The 19,499-nt window shown below is 37.0% G+C and carries 15 protein-coding genes; 7 read left to right on the forward strand and 8 right to left on the reverse strand.

What is annotated here, in order from left to right:
• The first annotated feature begins 36 nt into the window (after nt 1-36).
• Nucleotides 37-1,980: a beta-N-acetylhexosaminidase gene (locus tag ABVC65_RS05815; RefSeq protein ID WP_353582815.1), complete on the forward strand. Its 1,944-nt coding sequence runs from the start codon at nt 37-39 to the stop codon at nt 1,978-1,980.
• A gap of 137 nt (nt 1,981-2,117) precedes the next feature.
• Here the strand turns inward: ABVC65_RS05815 and ABVC65_RS05820 are convergent, their stop codons facing one another.
• Nucleotides 2,118-3,083 (reverse strand): nucleoside hydrolase, encoded by a 966-nt coding sequence (locus ABVC65_RS05820; RefSeq protein WP_353582816.1) that lies wholly within the window; start codon nt 3,081-3,083, stop codon nt 2,118-2,120.
• Between the two features lie 17 nt (nt 3,084-3,100).
• Complete coding sequence (locus ABVC65_RS05825) at nt 3,101-4,279, reverse strand: MFS transporter (protein ID WP_353582817.1); 1,179 nt, start codon at nt 4,277-4,279, stop codon at nt 3,101-3,103.
• A 136-nt stretch (nt 4,280-4,415) separates the two neighbouring features.
• On the opposite strand from ABVC65_RS05825, the gene ABVC65_RS05830 reads away from it, so the two are divergent.
• From ABVC65_RS05830 to ABVC65_RS05850, 5 genes are all read left to right on the forward strand, one after another.
• Nucleotides 4,416-5,117, forward strand: a complete 702-nt coding sequence (locus tag ABVC65_RS05830; RefSeq protein ID WP_192382148.1) for a Crp/Fnr family transcriptional regulator — start codon at nt 4,416-4,418, stop codon at nt 5,115-5,117.
• Between the two features lie 79 nt (nt 5,118-5,196).
• On the forward strand, nt 5,197-5,808 hold the full coding sequence (locus ABVC65_RS05835; protein WP_353582818.1) for an ECF transporter S component: 612 nt from the start codon (nt 5,197-5,199) through the stop codon (nt 5,806-5,808).
• 54 nt (nt 5,809-5,862) lie between these two features.
• Nucleotides 5,863-6,669, forward strand: a complete 807-nt coding sequence (locus ABVC65_RS05840; RefSeq protein ID WP_353582819.1) for an energy-coupling factor transporter transmembrane component T — start codon at nt 5,863-5,865, stop codon at nt 6,667-6,669.
• Nucleotides 6,653-7,507: an energy-coupling factor ABC transporter ATP-binding protein gene (locus tag ABVC65_RS05845; protein WP_353582820.1), complete on the forward strand. Its 855-nt coding sequence runs from the start codon at nt 6,653-6,655 to the stop codon at nt 7,505-7,507. Before ABVC65_RS05840 ends, ABVC65_RS05845 begins: the two co-directional genes overlap by 17 nt.
• Complete coding sequence (locus ABVC65_RS05850; RefSeq protein WP_353582821.1) at nt 7,491-8,336, forward strand: energy-coupling factor ABC transporter ATP-binding protein; 846 nt, start codon at nt 7,491-7,493, stop codon at nt 8,334-8,336. The genes ABVC65_RS05845 and ABVC65_RS05850 overlap by 17 nt, the downstream gene beginning before the upstream one ends.
• Nucleotides 8,337-8,382: 46 nt before the next feature.
• Here ABVC65_RS05850 and ABVC65_RS05855 read toward each other — a convergent pair whose 3' ends face one another.
• Complete coding sequence (locus ABVC65_RS05855) at nt 8,383-11,508, reverse strand: alpha-mannosidase (RefSeq protein ID WP_353582822.1); 3,126 nt, start codon at nt 11,506-11,508, stop codon at nt 8,383-8,385.
• A gap of 377 nt (nt 11,509-11,885) precedes the next feature.
• Between ABVC65_RS05855 and ABVC65_RS05860 the strand changes: the two genes are divergently transcribed.
• Nucleotides 11,886-13,136, forward strand: a complete 1,251-nt coding sequence (locus tag ABVC65_RS05860; RefSeq protein ID WP_004120805.1) for an AGE family epimerase/isomerase — start codon at nt 11,886-11,888, stop codon at nt 13,134-13,136.
• A gap of 178 nt (nt 13,137-13,314) precedes the next feature.
• On the opposite strand, the gene dnaG is transcribed toward ABVC65_RS05860, so the two are convergent.
• The 5 genes from dnaG to ABVC65_RS05885 form a co-directional block, all read right to left on the reverse strand.
• Nucleotides 13,315-15,417 (reverse strand): DNA primase, encoded by a 2,103-nt coding sequence (gene dnaG / locus ABVC65_RS05865; RefSeq protein WP_353582823.1) that lies wholly within the window; start codon nt 15,415-15,417, stop codon nt 13,315-13,317.
• Nucleotides 15,418-15,475: 58 nt separating this feature from the next.
• The gene (locus ABVC65_RS05870; RefSeq protein WP_004120812.1) at nt 15,476-16,759 is read right to left on the reverse strand and encodes a deoxyguanosinetriphosphate triphosphohydrolase; all 1,284 of its coding nucleotides are present in this window, start codon (nt 16,757-16,759) and stop codon (nt 15,476-15,478) included.
• Between the two features lie 75 nt (nt 16,760-16,834).
• On the reverse strand, nt 16,835-18,190 hold the full coding sequence (gene alr, locus ABVC65_RS05875; protein ID WP_353582824.1) for an alanine racemase: 1,356 nt from the start codon (nt 18,188-18,190) through the stop codon (nt 16,835-16,837).
• A gap of 97 nt (nt 18,191-18,287) precedes the next feature.
• On the reverse strand, nt 18,288-18,833 hold the full coding sequence (locus ABVC65_RS05880; RefSeq protein ID WP_004120817.1) for a histone acetyltransferase: 546 nt from the start codon (nt 18,831-18,833) through the stop codon (nt 18,288-18,290).
• A 93-nt stretch (nt 18,834-18,926) separates the two neighbouring features.
• The gene (locus tag ABVC65_RS05885) at nt 18,927-19,427 is read right to left on the reverse strand and encodes an S-ribosylhomocysteine lyase (RefSeq protein WP_004126097.1); all 501 of its coding nucleotides are present in this window, start codon (nt 19,425-19,427) and stop codon (nt 18,927-18,929) included.
• Between the last annotated feature and the right edge of the window lie 72 nt (nt 19,428-19,499).

A 19,499-nucleotide genomic window follows, 5' to 3' on the forward strand; every position in this document is an offset into this window, starting at 1 on the left:
AAATTAATGTAAAAACTAGCAGCAAAGAAGCACAAAATGAAAATCGACAATTCAAATATCGAAATAATACCTTCACCACAAAATATATCAATATACGCAAAAGATACTATTACGCTTCCACAATCAAGTCATATTAGTTTCATAAATATTAAACCAGACTTAAGAATAACTACAGCAGCAAAACAGCTATGTGAAGATTTGAAAAACAATCACAATTGCAACTGGAGCATTAGCTACGGAGAAGGATATAAAAGCGCCATATCGGCAGCTATTAACAAAAATCTACGCATTCAAGAATATAAAATTTCATCTAAAATCTCGACCAATCAAACACTTGTAAATATAGAAGCTGGGAGCATAGCGAGTATATGCTTTGCAATACAAACTATAAGACAACTAATTATGCAATATGGTCTAATACTGCCATCATTACAAATTCAAGACTTTCCAGAAATACCTGTAAGAGCATATTCTTATGATGTTTCAAGAGGAAGAGTGCCAAAACTTTCATGGTTAAAAACTTTAGTAGACCAGTTAAGCCTATACAAATATAATCAACTTCAACTATACGTAGAACATGTTATCGATTTAGATGACACAATTGAATCCTGGATTGGACATTCACCATTAACTTGTAATGAGATTATCGATCTAGATGAATACTGCTATGCAAGAGGAATAGAACTAGTTCCAACACTTGCAACTTTTGGACACATGTATGAAATACTAAGAAGCAATTCGTATAAACACCTTGGCGAATTCCCAGAACAAGCAGAAAGACCCTTCAGTTTTGTTGAAAGAATGATGCATCATACTCTAAATCCTACTAATCCTAACACTATACCGTTTATATCTAAAAGGATTAAAGATTATGCATCACTATTTAAATCTAATAAGTTTAATATTGGTGCCGATGAGACCTTTGACCTTGGGTGCGGTGAAAGTAAAAATGTTGCTGAAAAAATAGGAGTGGCAAATCTTTATTCATCCTATATTAAAAAGCTATGTGAAAAATTACACGAATTGGGTTTGCAGCCAATAATGTATGCTGATATTGCAATAAAACACCCAGAGTTATTAGCTGATATTCCAAAAAATGTTATTTTTGCAAATTGGGATTACTCAGCAAACGTGAACGAATACAATACAAAACTAATAAACAGTCAGAATCGCGATCAATACGTATGCCCTGGCACACAATCTTGGAATAGGCTTATACCAGATTTTGACTCTGCTATAAGTAACATATCCAAAACATGTGAATATGGGCACAAAAATCATGTATTAGGATTTTTGCTAACTGATTGGGGAGATTATGGACATATAAACGATCCCATACTCTCACTTCCGTATGTAATAATATCATCGGAATATGCTTGGAAATCTAATAATATTACAAAAAAAGATTTAATAAACAAGGTAAGTAATGTATTTACTAACGGAACAAACTCAAACTTACTTAACATTATTAAACAAGCATCTCATGCACAAGCATTCAGCTGGTCTGACGCTGTGCAATTCAAAGAACTTGAATACAACAACGAAAATATAGCAAACGAAGATGTACTATTTTCATTAGGATATCCAAAAAACACTTCCCTAGAACAAGCAAGAAGACGATTCTTAAATGAAAGAGAAGCACAAATATTAAATGCTAAAGAATATAATCGCACTCTATCAGAATGCTCAAAGAGCATCTACGATATAAATGCTTGCAGCGAAAATATAAACTGTGAAAATATAAACAAAGATTTTGTAAGCACTAGCATTTTAAACATTCAAGGTCAACAACTGCTCAACCAATTAGGGTTGTACATACTAAACCAGAGATTTACTATAGCTGAAGCAAAATCTTTTAAAACAAATTTGAACGAATGGTTCACACAATATCAAAATCGTTGGGAATCAATAGGTAAAACGGCGGACTTGTACAGGATACGAGAAGTATTGGATTGGTATATAAAAAGACTAGGGCTGTGAGAAAAAGTATATTTACTGGACATATACGCATTAAATATAAATACGACCGAGAAAGTTTATGAATAATCATAAACAAACCCGGTCGTATTTAAATGTTATTGCAAGCTAGAAAAGCATGTCGGTAAAGACAAATTTTGCTAATCTACAACATGCAAAGTACGATAAATGTAATTTTTATATTTTTCTGGATTAAGCTTACTGCATATTGCAATATTCGGAGTTTTACCAGAGAAGAAATTAGCATCAACAAGAACTGAGCCATAACTTGGTCCAGGAGTTGCATCAACTTGGCAATAATATTTTGTGCATTCGCTTATACATTCAGGATATAACGCAGCTGCAACAGCAGATGGATCAGCCATATCGAGATAAGCATCCCCAAAACGGCTAATATTCATTTCCATTAATTCCCTATTACAATCAATGGCAAACTTACCAAGTTCTCCACTTTCGCGAATATTAGCAATTTCTTGTGGATTCAGCATACATTCTCCCAAGCATGCGTCCCATCCAACAAACATAATATTTTTAAGACCAGAATCAACTAATATCTTTGCAGCTTCTGCATCTTGCCAAATATTGAATTCTGCTACAGGAGAAACATTTCCACGACCTAGACCAGCAGATCCCATAACTACTATACGACCAACTTTTTTCATCGCTTCATAATCAACCTTAATAGCTAGAGCAATGTTAGTTAATGGCCCTAATGCAATAATGTCTATTTCACCATCTTCACTGTTTCTCAAAGTTTCAATCATTTTCAAAACAGCATTACCATTACTTTCTTTCAAGCGATGAGGCACTAGACCAATATCACCCATTCCATCTCTACCATGGGTTTCATGAGCATAAACCAAATCGCGTAACAACATGCTACTGCTTCCTTTATATACAGGTGGCTCATATGAACCAGCATGCTCGATAGTAGTAAGCGTATTAATAGTCGCTTGTTCCATGCATACGTTTCCTGATACAGTGGAAAACATTAATATCTTATATCTAGGATCATTTAAAGCCATGGCAATTGCCATAGCATCATCTGAACCACAATCTGTATCTATTATTATTTTCTTTTTAGAATAAATTTCTTTATTTTCCATAAACTTTCAACATCCTATCAATTAATAGAATCTGTATTTTCAGATGTAACTATCTTTAACAGTGCAGCTGAAGCAATACATATTGCCAGCATTATAAGCCCAAATGTATATGAGAACCCTACTCCAAACTGCGAAATAACAGCACCAACAACGATAGGAGTTAGCATATCAGCTACGCCACTTGCCGTAGCAACAATAGAACATGCTATGCTTACGCGCTTATACATAATTCTAGAGGCAATTGCAACGATAACACTAAATAAAACGCCTAAGAAAAGACCAGCAACGAAAAGCCCAATATAGTAACTCAAGGCAGTGTTAACAAGCATTGCGGCAAGAATAGCAATAAAGGAACCGATGCAATTCATGAGTAGCACTAAGGTACCTTTTACATATCTCAGAATCCAGGTGAAAAGGAAACCTCCAAGAACACAACCTAAGTTAAATAGTGTAAACATAAATGCAGCATTTGATTCGCTTATTCCTTTTGTTATTGCAAAACTTGTTGTATACATGCCTATAGCAGTTGACACTCCGCTGAATGCGGCAACTGAAATAACAATTCCAGCATAGGCAAGAATCTTACTCTTAGCATATAGTGGCCTAATATGTTCTTCCTCTTTCTCTGTATTTTTAATCTCAGACGTATCTTTGACTATAAAAGACACAGCACAGATAATAAATGAAAGAATACCTAACACATAATATGACCATGCATAAGATAATTTACCACTCAAGAACAGACCTAATACAAATGGCGAAACTGTAGTTCCTACACCAAATAGTCCTTGTCCAAAAGTCAATGAACTTTCATAATTCTTTTTGAATATGCTACTTAACAATGTTGGGCATGCAGCATCCTGCGTGCCAAATGCAATGCCTCCTGCAAACGCAAGTATTAAACCAGAAACAAAACTAGGAATTGTAGGAATACCAAACATAAATATGCCAGTAATAAAAGTACCAATTCCTAAAACTTTTACTGATCCAATTCTCTCTACAAGAACACCTGTTATGTTAACGGTGAGAATTCTACCAAGAGCATATGCTGATCCAAGTAAACCGACAAGTTCAATCTTCTGTCCATAGGTTTGTACTAACTGTGGCAATGTACTGCCAATCATTACACATGTCGAACCTGCCAAGAAATACATAGCAAATGAAAGAAAAGCTTTTAGCGCATCATTACGCTTCATGATTTCACACTTTCCTAGTTCTTTTAATTAACATTTATAAACCATTAGAGGCTTGCCTAAAAAATATCATGATTTTATAATGCTTAAAATGACACTTGTCATGACTGATTTTGTTCTTAAGGAGTAAAAGTAAATCATGAACAACAAATGTATAGCAACGGCGCTTGCATTTATACTAGATGCAACGGATAGCATGAGTACGATTGTAAAAATAGAGAAAGCAAAACAACTCATTCCTCACCAATTCATACGAACATATCACACTAATGATGTTCTCATAAATATGAATAGTGCAGCAAAATATGTATATATCTTTTTAGATGGTAAAGCTACAGTTAGAGGAAGTTTAAATCGTAACGATGGAGTTATTTCAAATATTGAACCAATAGAAATACTGGGACTTTTTGAACTCGTTACCAACGAACCGCATTATACTGCTTTCGTTATGGCAGAAGAAAAAAGTTTGGTATTTAGAATTCCATCTTCGCTATTTCGCGAAATTGTTCAAGAAAATGGCAAAATTTGCTATTGCGTATTATCGATATTCGCAAAAACAGCGGGAAGAACAATGCAAGAAGCAGCAACGAAAAGACTACTTGAATCAATTGACATTATCGGATATTATTTATATACTCAGGCAAGCAAACATAGACCGTATATATGCCCATATACTCGCGAAGATTTAGCAAAAATACTAAATATTAATTTACGAACTTTATACAGATATTTAGAATCCATGAAAAAAGAGAATCTTATAACAAGCATAAGAGGAAAATTGGTTATAACGGACCAACATTTTGCTTTGCTGCATAAAAGATACTCTTCTATGACTATTTAATTATCAAATGACAAATGTCATTTGATAATTAAATAGTCAAAAAGATAATATTTGTAGTAATCAAATAGGAAGTGATTGCATGAAACAGATAATTAAATCGTTCAAGGAAGAATTTACTACTGTTGCAGTTGTCACCATACCATTATGTGTTGCTGTTAATTATATTTCTGGAACTATAGCAGGTCTACTAAAACTACCTATTTTCCTTGATACTATAGGTACTTTATTTGCATGCATGATTTTTGGGCCACTTGTAGGAATAACAACTGGAATGCTATCCTCAATAATTTCATCAATCACTATGCCAACCATGCTTCCATTTATAGTGGTCAATATTGCTCTGGCCTTATGCGCTGGTATTCTAGCAAAACATAAAATGTTTTCAAATTATATGAAAATTTTTATTTCTTCAATAATCATGGCAACAGTATCCATTATTATTTCAGCACCGATTGTAGTCCTAATATTTAGCGGGTTCACTGGCGGAGGATCATCTATTATAGCGGCTTTAATAACTGCATCTGGAATGAATATCTGGATTTCTGTATTCTCTACTGAAGGATTCTTTACATGGGTTGATAGAGTATTAACGATTATTATATGCTTAAGCGTTATAAAATGTTTGCCCAATAAATTACTGCTTCTATTCCCATTAGGTTTACTTTATTTAAAAAATTCAGATTCTGAATAGTAAAAATTAAATCGAGTTTACTATATAAAGACAGAGATAAAAGTAATTATGTACATGCATTATATCAATACCATTAATCAAGTAAAAAATACCAAGATACTTGCGACGCTGTATCCGACAACAAAATTTATATTGACCATATATTTAATATTAGTAGACATTATATTAAATACTTTTTCATTCACATTATACAATTTACGACTTTTATTGTTTCCCTATTTTGTTGCTCTACTTGTTCTGATGATTCTATGCGGAGTAAAAAAGAATGGATATAAGCTTGTATCAAGTATAGCTATGTTCTCATTATTTGTTGCGATATTTCAAGTCGCTTTCTGTAGACAAGGAAATGCAATATTAAGTCTTAATTTTTTGCAGATTACAGATACAGCATTGTCTAATGCTATAACGCTCGGAATGAATACCTTAAATATATCAACTATAGTCATATGTTTTTTCCAAATAACTGATATAGAAGATATTACAATATCCTTAAACAAACTTGGGATGAGCAATAAAACATGTTTCATAATACTTTCTACTTTCCAAACGATTGATTATTTACAAGTGCAAATTAAAGCAATCATAACCTCGCAAAAAAGTCGTGGAATAAACTTTAATGGAAATTTAATACGTAGAATTGGCACATTTACTTCGATTTTACTTCCAGCATTTATTACTTCATTAATAAACATCGAGCAACGCATAATGATGCTTGATTCGCGAAATTTTTTTAGTTCAGAAAAAAAGACATATATTAAACAGGTTAATCATAATGGTCACGAAAAATTAGTACTAACAATAGGAACGATTACACTAGTTTTTCTTATTCTAGGAAGAGTAATTTATGGTTATATCATATAATATTTGCAATTTTTCATATACTTATCCACTTACTTCAAAACCAGCTTTAAGCAACATAACAATACAGCTAGAATTAGGAAAAATATATGGAGTAATTGGAGCTAACGCTTCAGGTAAATCAAGTCTATGCTTATCTCTTAAAGGATATATTCCTCATTTCTATAAGGGGAAATATTCTGGAAAAATACTATTAAACAACACGATTGATTTAGTAAAATCTAATGATTGTGACAGTGTAGGATTTGTATTTAGCGATCCTTTTTCACAGTTAAGTCATATCAAAAAAACTGTATTTGAAGAAATTGCATTTAGCTTAGAAAATCGCAGTATCCCTGTTCAACAAATAGAGAGTCTGGTTACACAAGTTATGCAATTACTTAACATAGAACAACTTGCGCTTCAAAACCCACTAAACCTATCCGGCGGGCAGGTTCAACGCGTTGCAATCGCGTGCGTTATAGTTAATAATCCAGAAATACTAATTCTTGACGAACCTACTTCACAACTTGATCCAGAAGAAACTAAAAATATTTATAATTTTCTACAAAAATACAGAGACGAAGGACATACCGTAATAATTAGTGAACAAGATACAAATTTGTTAGCAGAATATGCAGATAATATTATTGTTCTTCAAAATGGTTTTATCACTCATTATGGAAATAAATATGATGTTTTTTATGATGAAACTTTCCCTTCTGACTGTATTGATATTCCAGAAGTTGTCAAAATTGTGAAAAAGTTACGTAATTTTGATATCAAAATAACCCCTGACATAACAGATATAGGCGAATTAATAGTTTTATTAAAGGAGAAATGCGATGAGCATCGCAATTAAATTGGACGATGTAAGTTTTCAATATCATTCAAATGAAAAAATAAAAAATAAAAACAATGATAAACAAGAGAAATCCTGCAGAATACTAAAACACGTAAACGTAGAATTCGAAAGTGGTGAATTATGCGCAATAATAGGTAGCAATGGAGCAGGTAAAAGCACTCTCGCCAAAATAATAGACAATTTATTACAGCCAACTTCTGGTGACATAACTATTGAAGGAAAACAATATAAGACATTAAAGCAACACGACATTACATCACTCGTTGGTTATATTTTTCAAAACCCAAATGATCAAATTTTTAACAGCACTGTGCATAAAGAAATTACATATGGGATAAAGAATATAAACAATGATCTTTACCGTCGCGTTCTGAATCTTACTGGTTTAAACGATAAAGAAAATACAAACCCGTTTAATTTGTCATTCTCTGAAAGAAAATTTATTAACATTGCATCTGCACTACTAAGAGAACCACATATTATTATTATGGATGAAGTGACTGGTGGATTGGATAAACTACAAAAAATGCGACTTGTAAAAATACTTAATTATTTACATATGATAAATGTAACAGTATTATTTATCACCCATGACATGGAATTTGCATACGAAAATTGTCAAAATGCTCTCATACTTGATAACGGAAATGTGCTATACAAAGGGAGTATCGAATCTGCATTCCAGAATGTAGAAATAGTAAGACGCGCGCATATTGACCAACCAATCATAGTACAGATAATGAATGCGCTCGGAATCAACTATATATATAAAGATAATCCTATAAGTGCTTTAGCTAAATATATCGCGAATCGCAATAATCATTAAGATATGTGCGATCAAAAAGCATCAAAATATAAACAAAATATCAACATTAAGATGCAATGCGAATACGCAATGAACATAATTGGAAAGGACGTAATTCTATATTTAACGCGTCATTATTCTTGTGCAAAGCTATAGGAATACCGTGCAACACTGGCATTTCCATAAGATCTACCTCTTCAATTGAAGCCGCACACAAAATTTTATTGAGTTTTATTTGCCCACTTGCATATCCACCACATGGCTCGTGAATACGTAAGATTATATCTCCAGAACAATCATCAGCCAGCTTAACCCAATCTAATGCAATTAGACCTGAGTTTCTATGAATCGTAAACAATGAATCGACATCTGGTAACATATCAATAATTGGCGAATTCAAAAGATCGGCTGCACTTAGCACTGAATCCATATTTGCATCAGCAATAAATGACCAAGTAAATTCATGCTCACCTTGATCAGTGTTAGGATCGGGATAAAGCGGTGCAGAAAGCAAAGATAATCTGAGCATAGTTCCATAAGATGAAGAATAATCGCCAATAGGAGCAGCATCAGCGCCATAAGTAGACGAATTTGCAACAGCAACAGCATAAGAGGAATCTTCTATGCGAACAAACCTATGAGTACATGATTCAAATTTTGCATCATCACTACGAGTATTTTTTACTATTGGCCGTTCAACTAAACCATATTGACACTCATATTGCGCATTATTTGAACATATAGATGTTGGCATATCTACTTTTAGAAATTGCTCTTTAGCATTCCAATCAACTTGCGCATGGAAATCAAGTCGTTTAACACATGGCTCTAAAATTATATTTGTTTGAATCTTAACATCCTTTTTACATGCCAAGATTTCAACAGATACACCGCCCGATAAAAGTTCTTTAACGGCAACAATTGAAGAATCATCAATCTTACAATTCCTCATAAATGCATCTCGCTCAATATCCCACGCATCCCACTGATATGGCTCATCTTTTAATATCTCATATTGCGCCATGCGATAACCAGATGGGATTAGCTCACGATTAACTTTAATATCTTTAACAGAAGATACTGTGCCATCTTGTTCAATAGTCACACTTAAAACACCATTATTAAGAATTATTCCACCATCATTTTTGTGTTTTACAGTTGTTGTATTATTTTTACCGCTTTCACTACATTGATATAAATTCCAAGCGACCTCATTTTTACCTGTATAAGTCAACAACTTTACATTTTCACGCGCATTAACCGTGTTAACCGTGCTGCTAGTTTTTACAATCGCATCAGCAATATTTGAAATAATTTTACGCAAACAAGAAATATCTCTAGCATATTCTTCTCTAGCTTGTCTATGAACCCATGCAATAGCAGAACCCGGAAGAATATCATGGAACTGGTTCAATAATAAAGTCTTCCAAATTCTAGTAAGCTCATCGTTATTGAAACGATATTCCGGTGCATACACTCGAGCTAAAACAACAAGATATTCAGCCACGCGCAACAACGATTCCTCCATGCGGCAATAACGCTTCATATCTTGCTGAGATGTAAGAGTTTTCCTGTGCAACTCTAAATACAGCTCACCCTTGAATACTGGTGTATCACCATTTGAATCATCAACAATATCTTCGCGTATTTTTTCAAACAACTCATCAGGAGTGCCGAAATCAACTCTAGGAGCACCCTCTAAATTGCGATCACGTCTAATGCGAGCAGTCATCTCGCGAGTAGGTCCGCCACCGCCGTCGCCAAAACCGTACAACAATATTGCGTGATTAGATAAATCTTTATCCAAAAAATTGCGCTGAGAATAAACCAACTCATGCATACTAACAGATGAAGCATAAGTATTAGATGGAGGGAAATGAGCTAAAATCCTAGAACCATCTATTCCCTCCCAAAGGAATGAATGATGTGGGAATTTAGTGGTATCGTTCCATGAAATTTTTTGAGTTAAGAACCAATCAAAACCAGCTCGACGAGCGAGTTGAGGAAATGCACCAGTATAACCAAAACTGTCTGGAAGCCAAATTCCATGCGGCTCAACACCAAGATGTTCCTTAAAATAGCGCTTACCAAAAGTCATTTGGCGAATTAAAGATTCACCGCATGGCATAATTGCGTCAGACTCAACCCACATACCTCCAACAGGTATAAAACGTCCTTCCTTAATCCTATTTTTCATACGCTCAAACAAATCAGGATGTTCGTTTTCTAGCCACTCATATTGTTGAGCAGAACTCATAGCATAAGTAAAATCAGGATCCTCATCCATAAGAGCTAAAACGTTGGATACCGTGCGTGCAACCTTTCTATGAGTCTCACGCACAGGCCATTGCCAAGCAGAATCAATATGAGCATGACCAACAGCAATATGCCTTAGAGAACTTGCAGCCGCAGGCTGATTTAATACATTAGTCAACATATTACGAGCATTTTGAACAGTAGAAGAATCATGCTCATCATACGCATTTAAGGAGCGCTGTAAAGCTTTAGCTAGTTTCCAGTAACGCGGATTATCATCATTCAATTCTCGCATCAAAGAACTTACAGTCTCAAGATCCATATAATAATCAAAAATATTACGATTAAAAACGGTAACGTCAACATATTTCAACATATATTGGCATTCTGTATTTCCAGTCGCACACTCACCTAAATCAGTAGGAGAAAATGGAGTAGGTCCTTCAACAAATGGATTGTCTGCAGCTTCCAAATATAAAGTAAAATTACCATTTTCATCAATACTGATAGAACGATTATTATGTTCATCAATCAATGGAACCCAATGATTACAAGGGTTTACAGCTTTGATAACTTTTCCATCAGAATTATATACTAATCCTTCAGCTTGAAAACCAGGAAAAAGATTCTCAATCCAACCTAAATCAACATTTAGCTCAACTTTGCGCCCTTTTACCTTTGAAAAATCAATCGACCCTGTAACTTCAAACCACGTTGTGCCCCATGTTGTTCCCCAAACGTCTGGAGCATTAAATGAATAAAACATAATATCATTTCTTTTCAACTTAGAAAAGAATTTGTTAGAAGAAATAGGTTCTCCAGCAATCTCATACGCTCGAATTTTACAATGCGATAAAACAGTATTTATATACGGATATAAGCGTTGTTGCATAACTCTTGTGCAGCGATTCAACTGCTGCTCAGGTAATAAAAACATCGTTTCTACACTTCTTTCTTACCCAACTACACATTTATAAATAAATCATGTATCTCTGTATATAAAGACAAAACAAGTATACGATATTACATCAGTAAAAGTTTATGACAAAAGACAGTAATTAATAAAAATTCATAACTGCTGTGAATTTTGCTGACCAAAATTATAATATTTAATCAGCGAATAGTAATTGTCCATATATAGTGATGAGCTGTTAGAAACTTTGGAAAATATTAAAGATGATATTTTCTAATTGGAATAATTATCTATAGTCAGTATATAAACAGCATAAATGAAGATAGGCAATTAGTCATCTATAACATAACACATGACTCTGTTGATTCAATTTTAAAATTACAATCTACGAAAGGACAATAATGCAAGATTTTGAAACATCTAAATATGCGTTTGGCACACAAGCCAACAGAATATTTATGGCAGAACAAACAAAACAATTACTTGATTTCGCAAAAAACTTCCCAGCACCAATAGGAGGGTCGGGATGGCTCAGCACAGACGGATCACTAGATAAAACACGCGGAGTACAAACATGGATTACAGCACGAATGACTCACGTTTACTCAATAGGAGAAATGTTAGGATACACAAAAGCGAATCAACTTGTTGAACGAGGACTCGACGGACTATTAGGTCCTTTACACGACAACGAGCACGGAGGATGGTATCCACAAGTAAGTTGGAACAAAGAACCTGAAAAAGACAAAATTTGTTACACTCACGCATTCGTTATACTAGCCGCATCAAGCGCACTACTAGCAGGACATGAACGCGCAAAACAACTATTAGAAGATGGATTAAAAGTATTCGATAAATACTTCTGGAATAATGAAATAGGTTTAACAGTAGATACATGGGATACAAGCTTCAATAAGCTTGATTCTTATCGCGGGCTTAATGCAAACATGCATACAACAGAAGCATTTCTTGCAGTAGCTGATAGCACAGGAGATGAAAAATATAGAGAACGAGCAAAGCGCATAATCAGCCACGTAATCAATTGGGCATCTAACAACAATTGGCGAATACCAGAACATTTCAACGATCAATGGCAAGCAGACTTAGAATATAATAAAGACAAAAAAGATGACCAATTTAAACCATACGGTGCAACACCAGGTCATGGAATCGAATGGTCAAGATTAATACTCCAATGGGCATACAGTTACTATAAGGAAGATTGCAAACAGCGAAGAGAAGCATTAAACGCTGCAGAAAATTTGTTTAACCAAGCATTAAAAGATGGATGGAATGCTGACGGACAACCAGGTATCGTATACACAACAGACTGGAATGGAAAGCCTATAGTCCACGACCGTATGCATTGGACACTAGCAGAAGCCATTAATACATCATCAACACTTTACAGAATCACTAAAAATAAGCAATATGCTACTTGGTATAAAGAATTCTGCAAATATCTAGACCACTCAGTCATTGATCATGCTAACGGTTCGTGGTTCCATCAACTCGATGATAAAAACAATGTTTTAAATACTGTATGGCCAGGAAAATCAGACGCTTATCATGCCTTCCAATCCACTCTGATTCCATTTATAGATCCAACGTGTTCTATAGCAAGCGCTATATACAGAGAGCAACTTGATTAATAATAAAATATTGTTAATTTATTAATTTAATAATCCACATTGCAGTTAAATCTGCAGTGTGGATTATTTCATCGCATACACTCCAAGCATTCCACAAATACATACCAAAATATAAAAATAAGAAACGTTAAAAAGCAAAGTAAACAGCATTAAGATGTAAATACAATACTGATAAATCTTATAGAATTTGCGACTGAAGGTTTTTTCGAGCGCTTTCCATTTTAGTGATTTGACCTAAAAGATTAAGCTTTTCTTGACCATCAGGAAGCTTACTCATACGAACTTTAAAAGCTCCGATTTTTCGCATAAAACCAACGTCTAAAAGCTTAATAAGCAACTCGTTTGCATATTTTTGCTCTTCTTCACTAGGAACGCGCAAAAGATCAGATGGTCCGCCTTTAGTGCCTTCGCCACCATAGTCGTAAGCAGCCGACGAGTTAAGCGAAGAGGCCCCACTTAAGCCCTTATTAAAAGACAATGGAAGAGGCATTACAGAAAGCTCGTTAATAACGCCTTCTAGCATTGGACCAGCAGCTTTAGTTATAATATGAAGCCACAATCCTTGACTTGCATTTGAAGTAGGCAATCCCCCAGCTGCCACAAAAGCCTGAAAAAGCGTTCTAAAAACTGGCGTAATAAAATTATTCAAAGTAAGCTGCGCAAAAAGCTTACTGTTAAACGCTAGAGGAGATTGCATAAGAACGGCCATAAATTGCTGCTCACACATAAACACAGAATCGTCAACCTTATAATAGCTTTGATTTTTGTACGCACTCCTAGACATAGCGGTTTTTATAGCAGCTTCATTCATACTCTGCGAACGCTGATCAAACACGCGAGAATCCGAAGAAACGCTAAAAGAATAACCTTTAGAATAAGCATCATCGTCTACAACGTGCAATCGCCTTCTAGCAGACTCCACTTCCCTACGCATAACGTCTAGATCAACACCAATATTTCTAACGGCTTTCCTAGTGTACAAGTCCAACAAAGACCTGTCTCGAATTTGCGCAACAAGAGGAGCAACAGCCTTAACAGCACCCATCTGACCTGTTGCAAAAAACGTGTCAAACTTACGAATAACAGTGTCAATTACAAAATCGTAAAGAGGGTTAGCGTGCGAAATCAAAGAACGAACAGCCTCGTCTCCCCTTTGAATACGCAAATCGCAAGGGTCTAAATTGTTATCTGCAACAGCAACAAAAGTCTGTGTCAAAAACGCTGAATCTAAGCCAAAAGCATGCAACGCAGCTTTCTGGCCAGCCGCATCCCCATCAAAAGTAAAAACAATACGAGAACTAACTTGCTGACCTTCTACTTTTACAGGTCCTACAAGCTGAATCGCTCCCAAAGAATCGTCTGCAATAAGACGGCGAATAATCTTCGCATGCTCCGCGCCAAAAGCCGTTCCACAAGTTGCAACAGCAGTATCTACACCTGCTAAATGACAAGCCATAACATCCGTATAGCCTTCCACAATCACAACTTGACGCTTTTTAACAATATTCGACTTAGCAATGTCAATTCCATAAAGAACTTGCGTTTTTCTATACAACACAGTGTCTGGAGTGTTAATGTATTTTGCGCTAATAGAATCGTCATCGTAAAGCTTTCTAGCACCAAAACCCAAAGTTCTGCCTGTAGAATCGCGAATAGGCCACGTTAATCTGCCGCGAAAATAATCGTAAATTCCGCGCTGACCTTGGCGCGCTAAACCTGCATCCAATAATTCTTGACGAGCAAAGCCTTTATTAGACAAATATCTAACTAGAGTATCCCAACTATTCGGCGCATATCCGCAACCAAAACGTTCACATTGAGCTTGAGTAAAATCACGTCCAGCAAGCAAACTACGAGCTGGAGCTGCTTCTTTAGAGTTGATTTGGGACACGAAAAAACGCTGAGCTTCCTCATTTGCTTCTATAAGACGAGCACGCTTTGAACCTGCGTGAGCACTATCTTTACCAGCTTGCGATTGGTCATAATGAACTTCAACATGGTATCGATCTGCCAATAGTTCTACTGCCTCGCGAAAATCAATGTTTTCTTTTTGCTCAACATACTTAAAAACATCTCCACCAGCACCGCAACCAAAGCAATGCCAGACACCTAAGCTTGGACGAACGCTAAAACTAGGCGTTTTTTCATCGTGAAACGGGCAAAGCCCTACAAAAGTACCCGTTCCAGAAGGCTTAAGCGTAACAGTTGCAGACACAATATCGTACAAATCTGCAGCAGCGCGCACACGCTCAACGTCTTCTTTTACAATCATTCCAGCCATAGTCTCTAGCTTATCGCAAGCCGGAGGCTATAGACACTCTATACTAGAAAGAGTTGATTTAACACAAAGCGGCATGAAGAGCTGTAGCAGATCCATCTGTAAGACTTGCAACTTGATCAATCGCAACTCTTAAACGCTCGTCATCGCTAGAGCAAGCATTCCAATCGCTTATAAACACAGATTCCATAGCATCGTGCGCTCGCGGAGACTTGCTCATAAACACTTCAACCAAATCCGTTAGAATCTTTTGCTCACGCCTATAAAACTCGCGCTCTCTAGGTTGGATTATAAAATGCACAGCCAAACTTTTAAGAACGATTATCTCGTAAGACGTTTCAGGCGGAATCACAACGTTTGCGCGGTATCGAATTAAAGCGCCGTTTCCATATTTTTCTCGAGTTGCTCGCTCAACAGAACTTGCAAACCTTCCGATTAAAGCACTCGTAATATTCTTTAAATGAGCGAGCGACCTTCTAGAGCCGTCAAAAGAATCAGGGAACATATTAAGAGCACGCAAACGCTTAAAAGCTGCCAAAAGACTATCCGCATCCCACTGGCTACCGTACCAATTATGAGCTTCTTGAACAATTTGATCTGCAACGCTTGAATCCCAAACAAGCTCCGTGTTAAAAGCGCCAGTCACAATCGCGTCTTCAATATCGTGAACACTGTATGCAATATCGTCGGAAAGATCCATAATTTGACACTCCATAGGCTTCGATTCGCGCGGAGAGCCACTTTTTAGCCAATCAAAAACTTCTCTATCGTCTGGGTAAACGCAGAATTTTAGATCACGCTCGCCTTTATCGTGCGCTTTTGCTTCATCAAAACCCCAAGGATATTTAACAGCAGCATCCAAGCTTGCACGCGTAAGATTTACGCCTGCGCTAGCTCCATTTTCTCTAAAAACTTTAGGCTCTAAACGCGTTAAAAGTCTAAGAGTTTGAGCATTTCCTTCAAAACCACCAATATTGCTTGCGATTTGAGCAAGAGCGCGCTCTCCATTATGACCAAAAGGAGGATGACCTAAGTCGTGAGCTAAGCAAGCGCAATCTACAACGTCTGGATCCGCGCCAAGCATCGCAGCAATCTGGCGACCAATTTGCGCAACTTCCAACGTATGCGTTAAACGTGTGCGAGCAAAATCGTCGGAGCCTGCTACAAGTACTTGACTTTTAGCACCAAGCCTTCTAAGCGCTGAAGAGTGGATTATTCTTGCTCTGTCTCGCTCAAACGGTGTGCGAGCGCGCGTGTGATGAGGCTCGCTAGCCCATCTCTCAGTATCGTGCAAGCTGTATTCGCCAACAACTTCGTTATCGGAAGCAATCACCTCATCACACATTAAAAACCTCTTCTTCTAAACAACAAGTAGCAAATCGCAAATTAGCTAATAGAAATTCAGCAAATCGCAAGATCGCTAAATCAAGCTTTTTTCATCCAACATTTTTATGTCTTTTTTAGGCAAAACTTCGTAAGCATTCTTATACAATCGAGGAACTCTAGGACCTATGCCAGTCATAATCTCGTAGCTTATTGTTCCTGCAGCTGCTGCCCAATCGTCTGCCGTCGGCTCCGCATATTCAAGACCCCTGCCTGGACCAAAAAGCCTGACTGTATCTCCTTCTTTAACCCCAAGCTCTTTAGCGCTGCCTTTTAAGTCAACAATAAATTGATCCATGCAAACGCGCCCCGAAACGTGCAAAATCCTAGCACCGTTATTAGTTTCCACGCGCACGGGTCCTCCATGCTTATCAACATGCCGAGATCCTTGCATATCAAATCCGCTAGCGGCGCGCAAAATGCCATCCGCATAGCCAAGTGGAACGATTGCTGTGCTTGTATTATCTGGCGTTAAATACGTGCGGCCGTACGAAATGCCGTGACCTGCTTCTACAGATTTAACTGTTCCTAATTGCGCTTGTAAAGTCATAGCTGGGCGCAAGTCGTAAGTTTGAGGCGCTCCCATAACAGGGTCTGGCTCGTATCCATATAATCCAATTCCTGGGCGAACAAGCTCAAATCGTATCTCTGGCCTGTTAAGAGTTGCAGCTGTATTAGCTAAATGTCGGATTTTAGGCTCCAACCCAGCTTCGCGCATTCTTCGAGTAAAATCGTGGAATTGCTCAATTTGCCTATCTGTAGATGCAACAAACTCTGGAACATCTGGGCAATCAGCAACAGCCAAGTGACTCCATTGACCAATAACTTTGATTAATCCCTGGCTAGAATATTCACTAAGTTTTTCTAAAGCAGCATTAAAACCTGCAGGCGTAAAACCGTTTCTACCAAATCCTGTATCTACCTTAACGTGCACGCGTGCAGCGGCACCAACCGATTTAGCAGCGAGCGCAACAGCGTCAATGGAATCGAGCGAGCCAACAGAAATATCAATATCTGCTTTTATTAAATCAGCAAAAAGAGACGTTGGAGCACTAGTAAGCCATGTAAGAATACGGCATCTGCTTGAGTCAATTCCACATGTGCGAAGTCGCAAAGCCTCATAAGGCTGAGCTGTGCCAAGCCAAGTTGCTCCTCCTGCTAAAGCTGCAAGCGCACTAGGAATAAGTCCGTGACCATAAGCGTCTGCTTTAACAACTCCCATAACTGCTGGCGACTTTTGCCCAGGCTGCAAATCTTTAGAAACACGCTCAACAAGCGTTCTCATATTATCTCTTAGTGCTTTTAAATCAACGATTACCTGCCCTGGGTATGCACTCAAGGCGCGAGCATAGTTTTCTTGCAAAATCGTTTGTATACTCGAATTTTTACACATATCTCACGCCTTTACTTTTAGTTTTTACTTTATTTTTTTATATCTACTATATATGCAACTAATTTTGACTTACGTTTTGATACAGCTAATACCGTATTTAATACCGTATTACATGATTATGCGAGCGCAACCATTGATACGCGATTCTAGTTGCGCTATGTGCGCGATCTGGAATTACAACAAGACCACACTTGCTAAAGCCTTCTCGCAAAATAACTTTTTGCATAATCAAGTTGTCGGGATGAGTGTCGATTCTAACATTAGAGTAGTTGAGTTTAGCCCATTTTAAACACTCGCTTGCCATTTTTGGTCTAACTCCCGAAGATGCAAGTCGATGGATTGTAACGTATGGCAAAACGTCATCTAGCCATGCTCCGTCGATCTTTGCATAGACTTCATCAAGCCCCTCGCACAGTGCAAATTGCGCCAAAATGCGCTCATCGCCAAAGTCTGGGTCCGTGTCTACAAGAAGATTAAAACGATTCAAACGAATATCTTCTATAACACTAGACGTCAGAGGAAAACGATCTCCCCATTGATGAGGATTACCATTATTTGCCATAAATACTCTTGCTCTCTCATAAATATTTTCAATATCTTTTAGATCGCTAAGAGTTGCTTTCCTCAATCTTATATCACACATACACCCCCCTATGCTTAGAATATGGCGATTTTACAGTCTTACACACAAGTGAAGTCTTAACAAGCAAAGTCTTACACAATCGAACGCAACGAATCACACAATCTTGCGCTCAAAAGGATCGGAGCTAATGCCCTTATCTAAAATATCTTTACACCATTGACGCGCTCCAAACAAGCTATGATCGCGGTAGTTTCCGCAAGACTCAATAGTTGTAGCTGGAACATCATCCCAAGTAGCTTTATACGCAATAAATTCAAGCGATTCCTTCAACGCACGCGCAACATCTTCCGTGCTATGAGTGCCCCAAGTTAAAAGATGGAATCCTGTACGGCAACCAAATGGAGAGCAGTCAATGTAGCCTTCAATACGCTGGCGCAAAAGAACAGCAATAGTGTGCTCAATCGTATGCAAAGCGCCCGTAGGAATAGCCTCTTGGTTAGGCTGAGTTAAGCGAATATCATAGTTAGAAATAACATCTCCATTCGGGCCTTTTTGAGTGTCAATATAGCGAACATATGGAGCCTTAACTTTAGTGTGGTCAAGCTCAAAGCTTTCTGGACGAGGAGTCGGCTGATTGTTTTGATTTTCGCTCATTTTATCTTTCCTAACTTATATTCATGCGCAAAATATATGCGTAAATAACGATTACTAAATAATATTAGACGC

This window comes from Gardnerella vaginalis, assembly GCF_040427915.1.
GTDB lineage: Bacteria > Actinomycetota > Actinomycetes > Actinomycetales > Bifidobacteriaceae > Bifidobacterium > Bifidobacterium vaginale_C.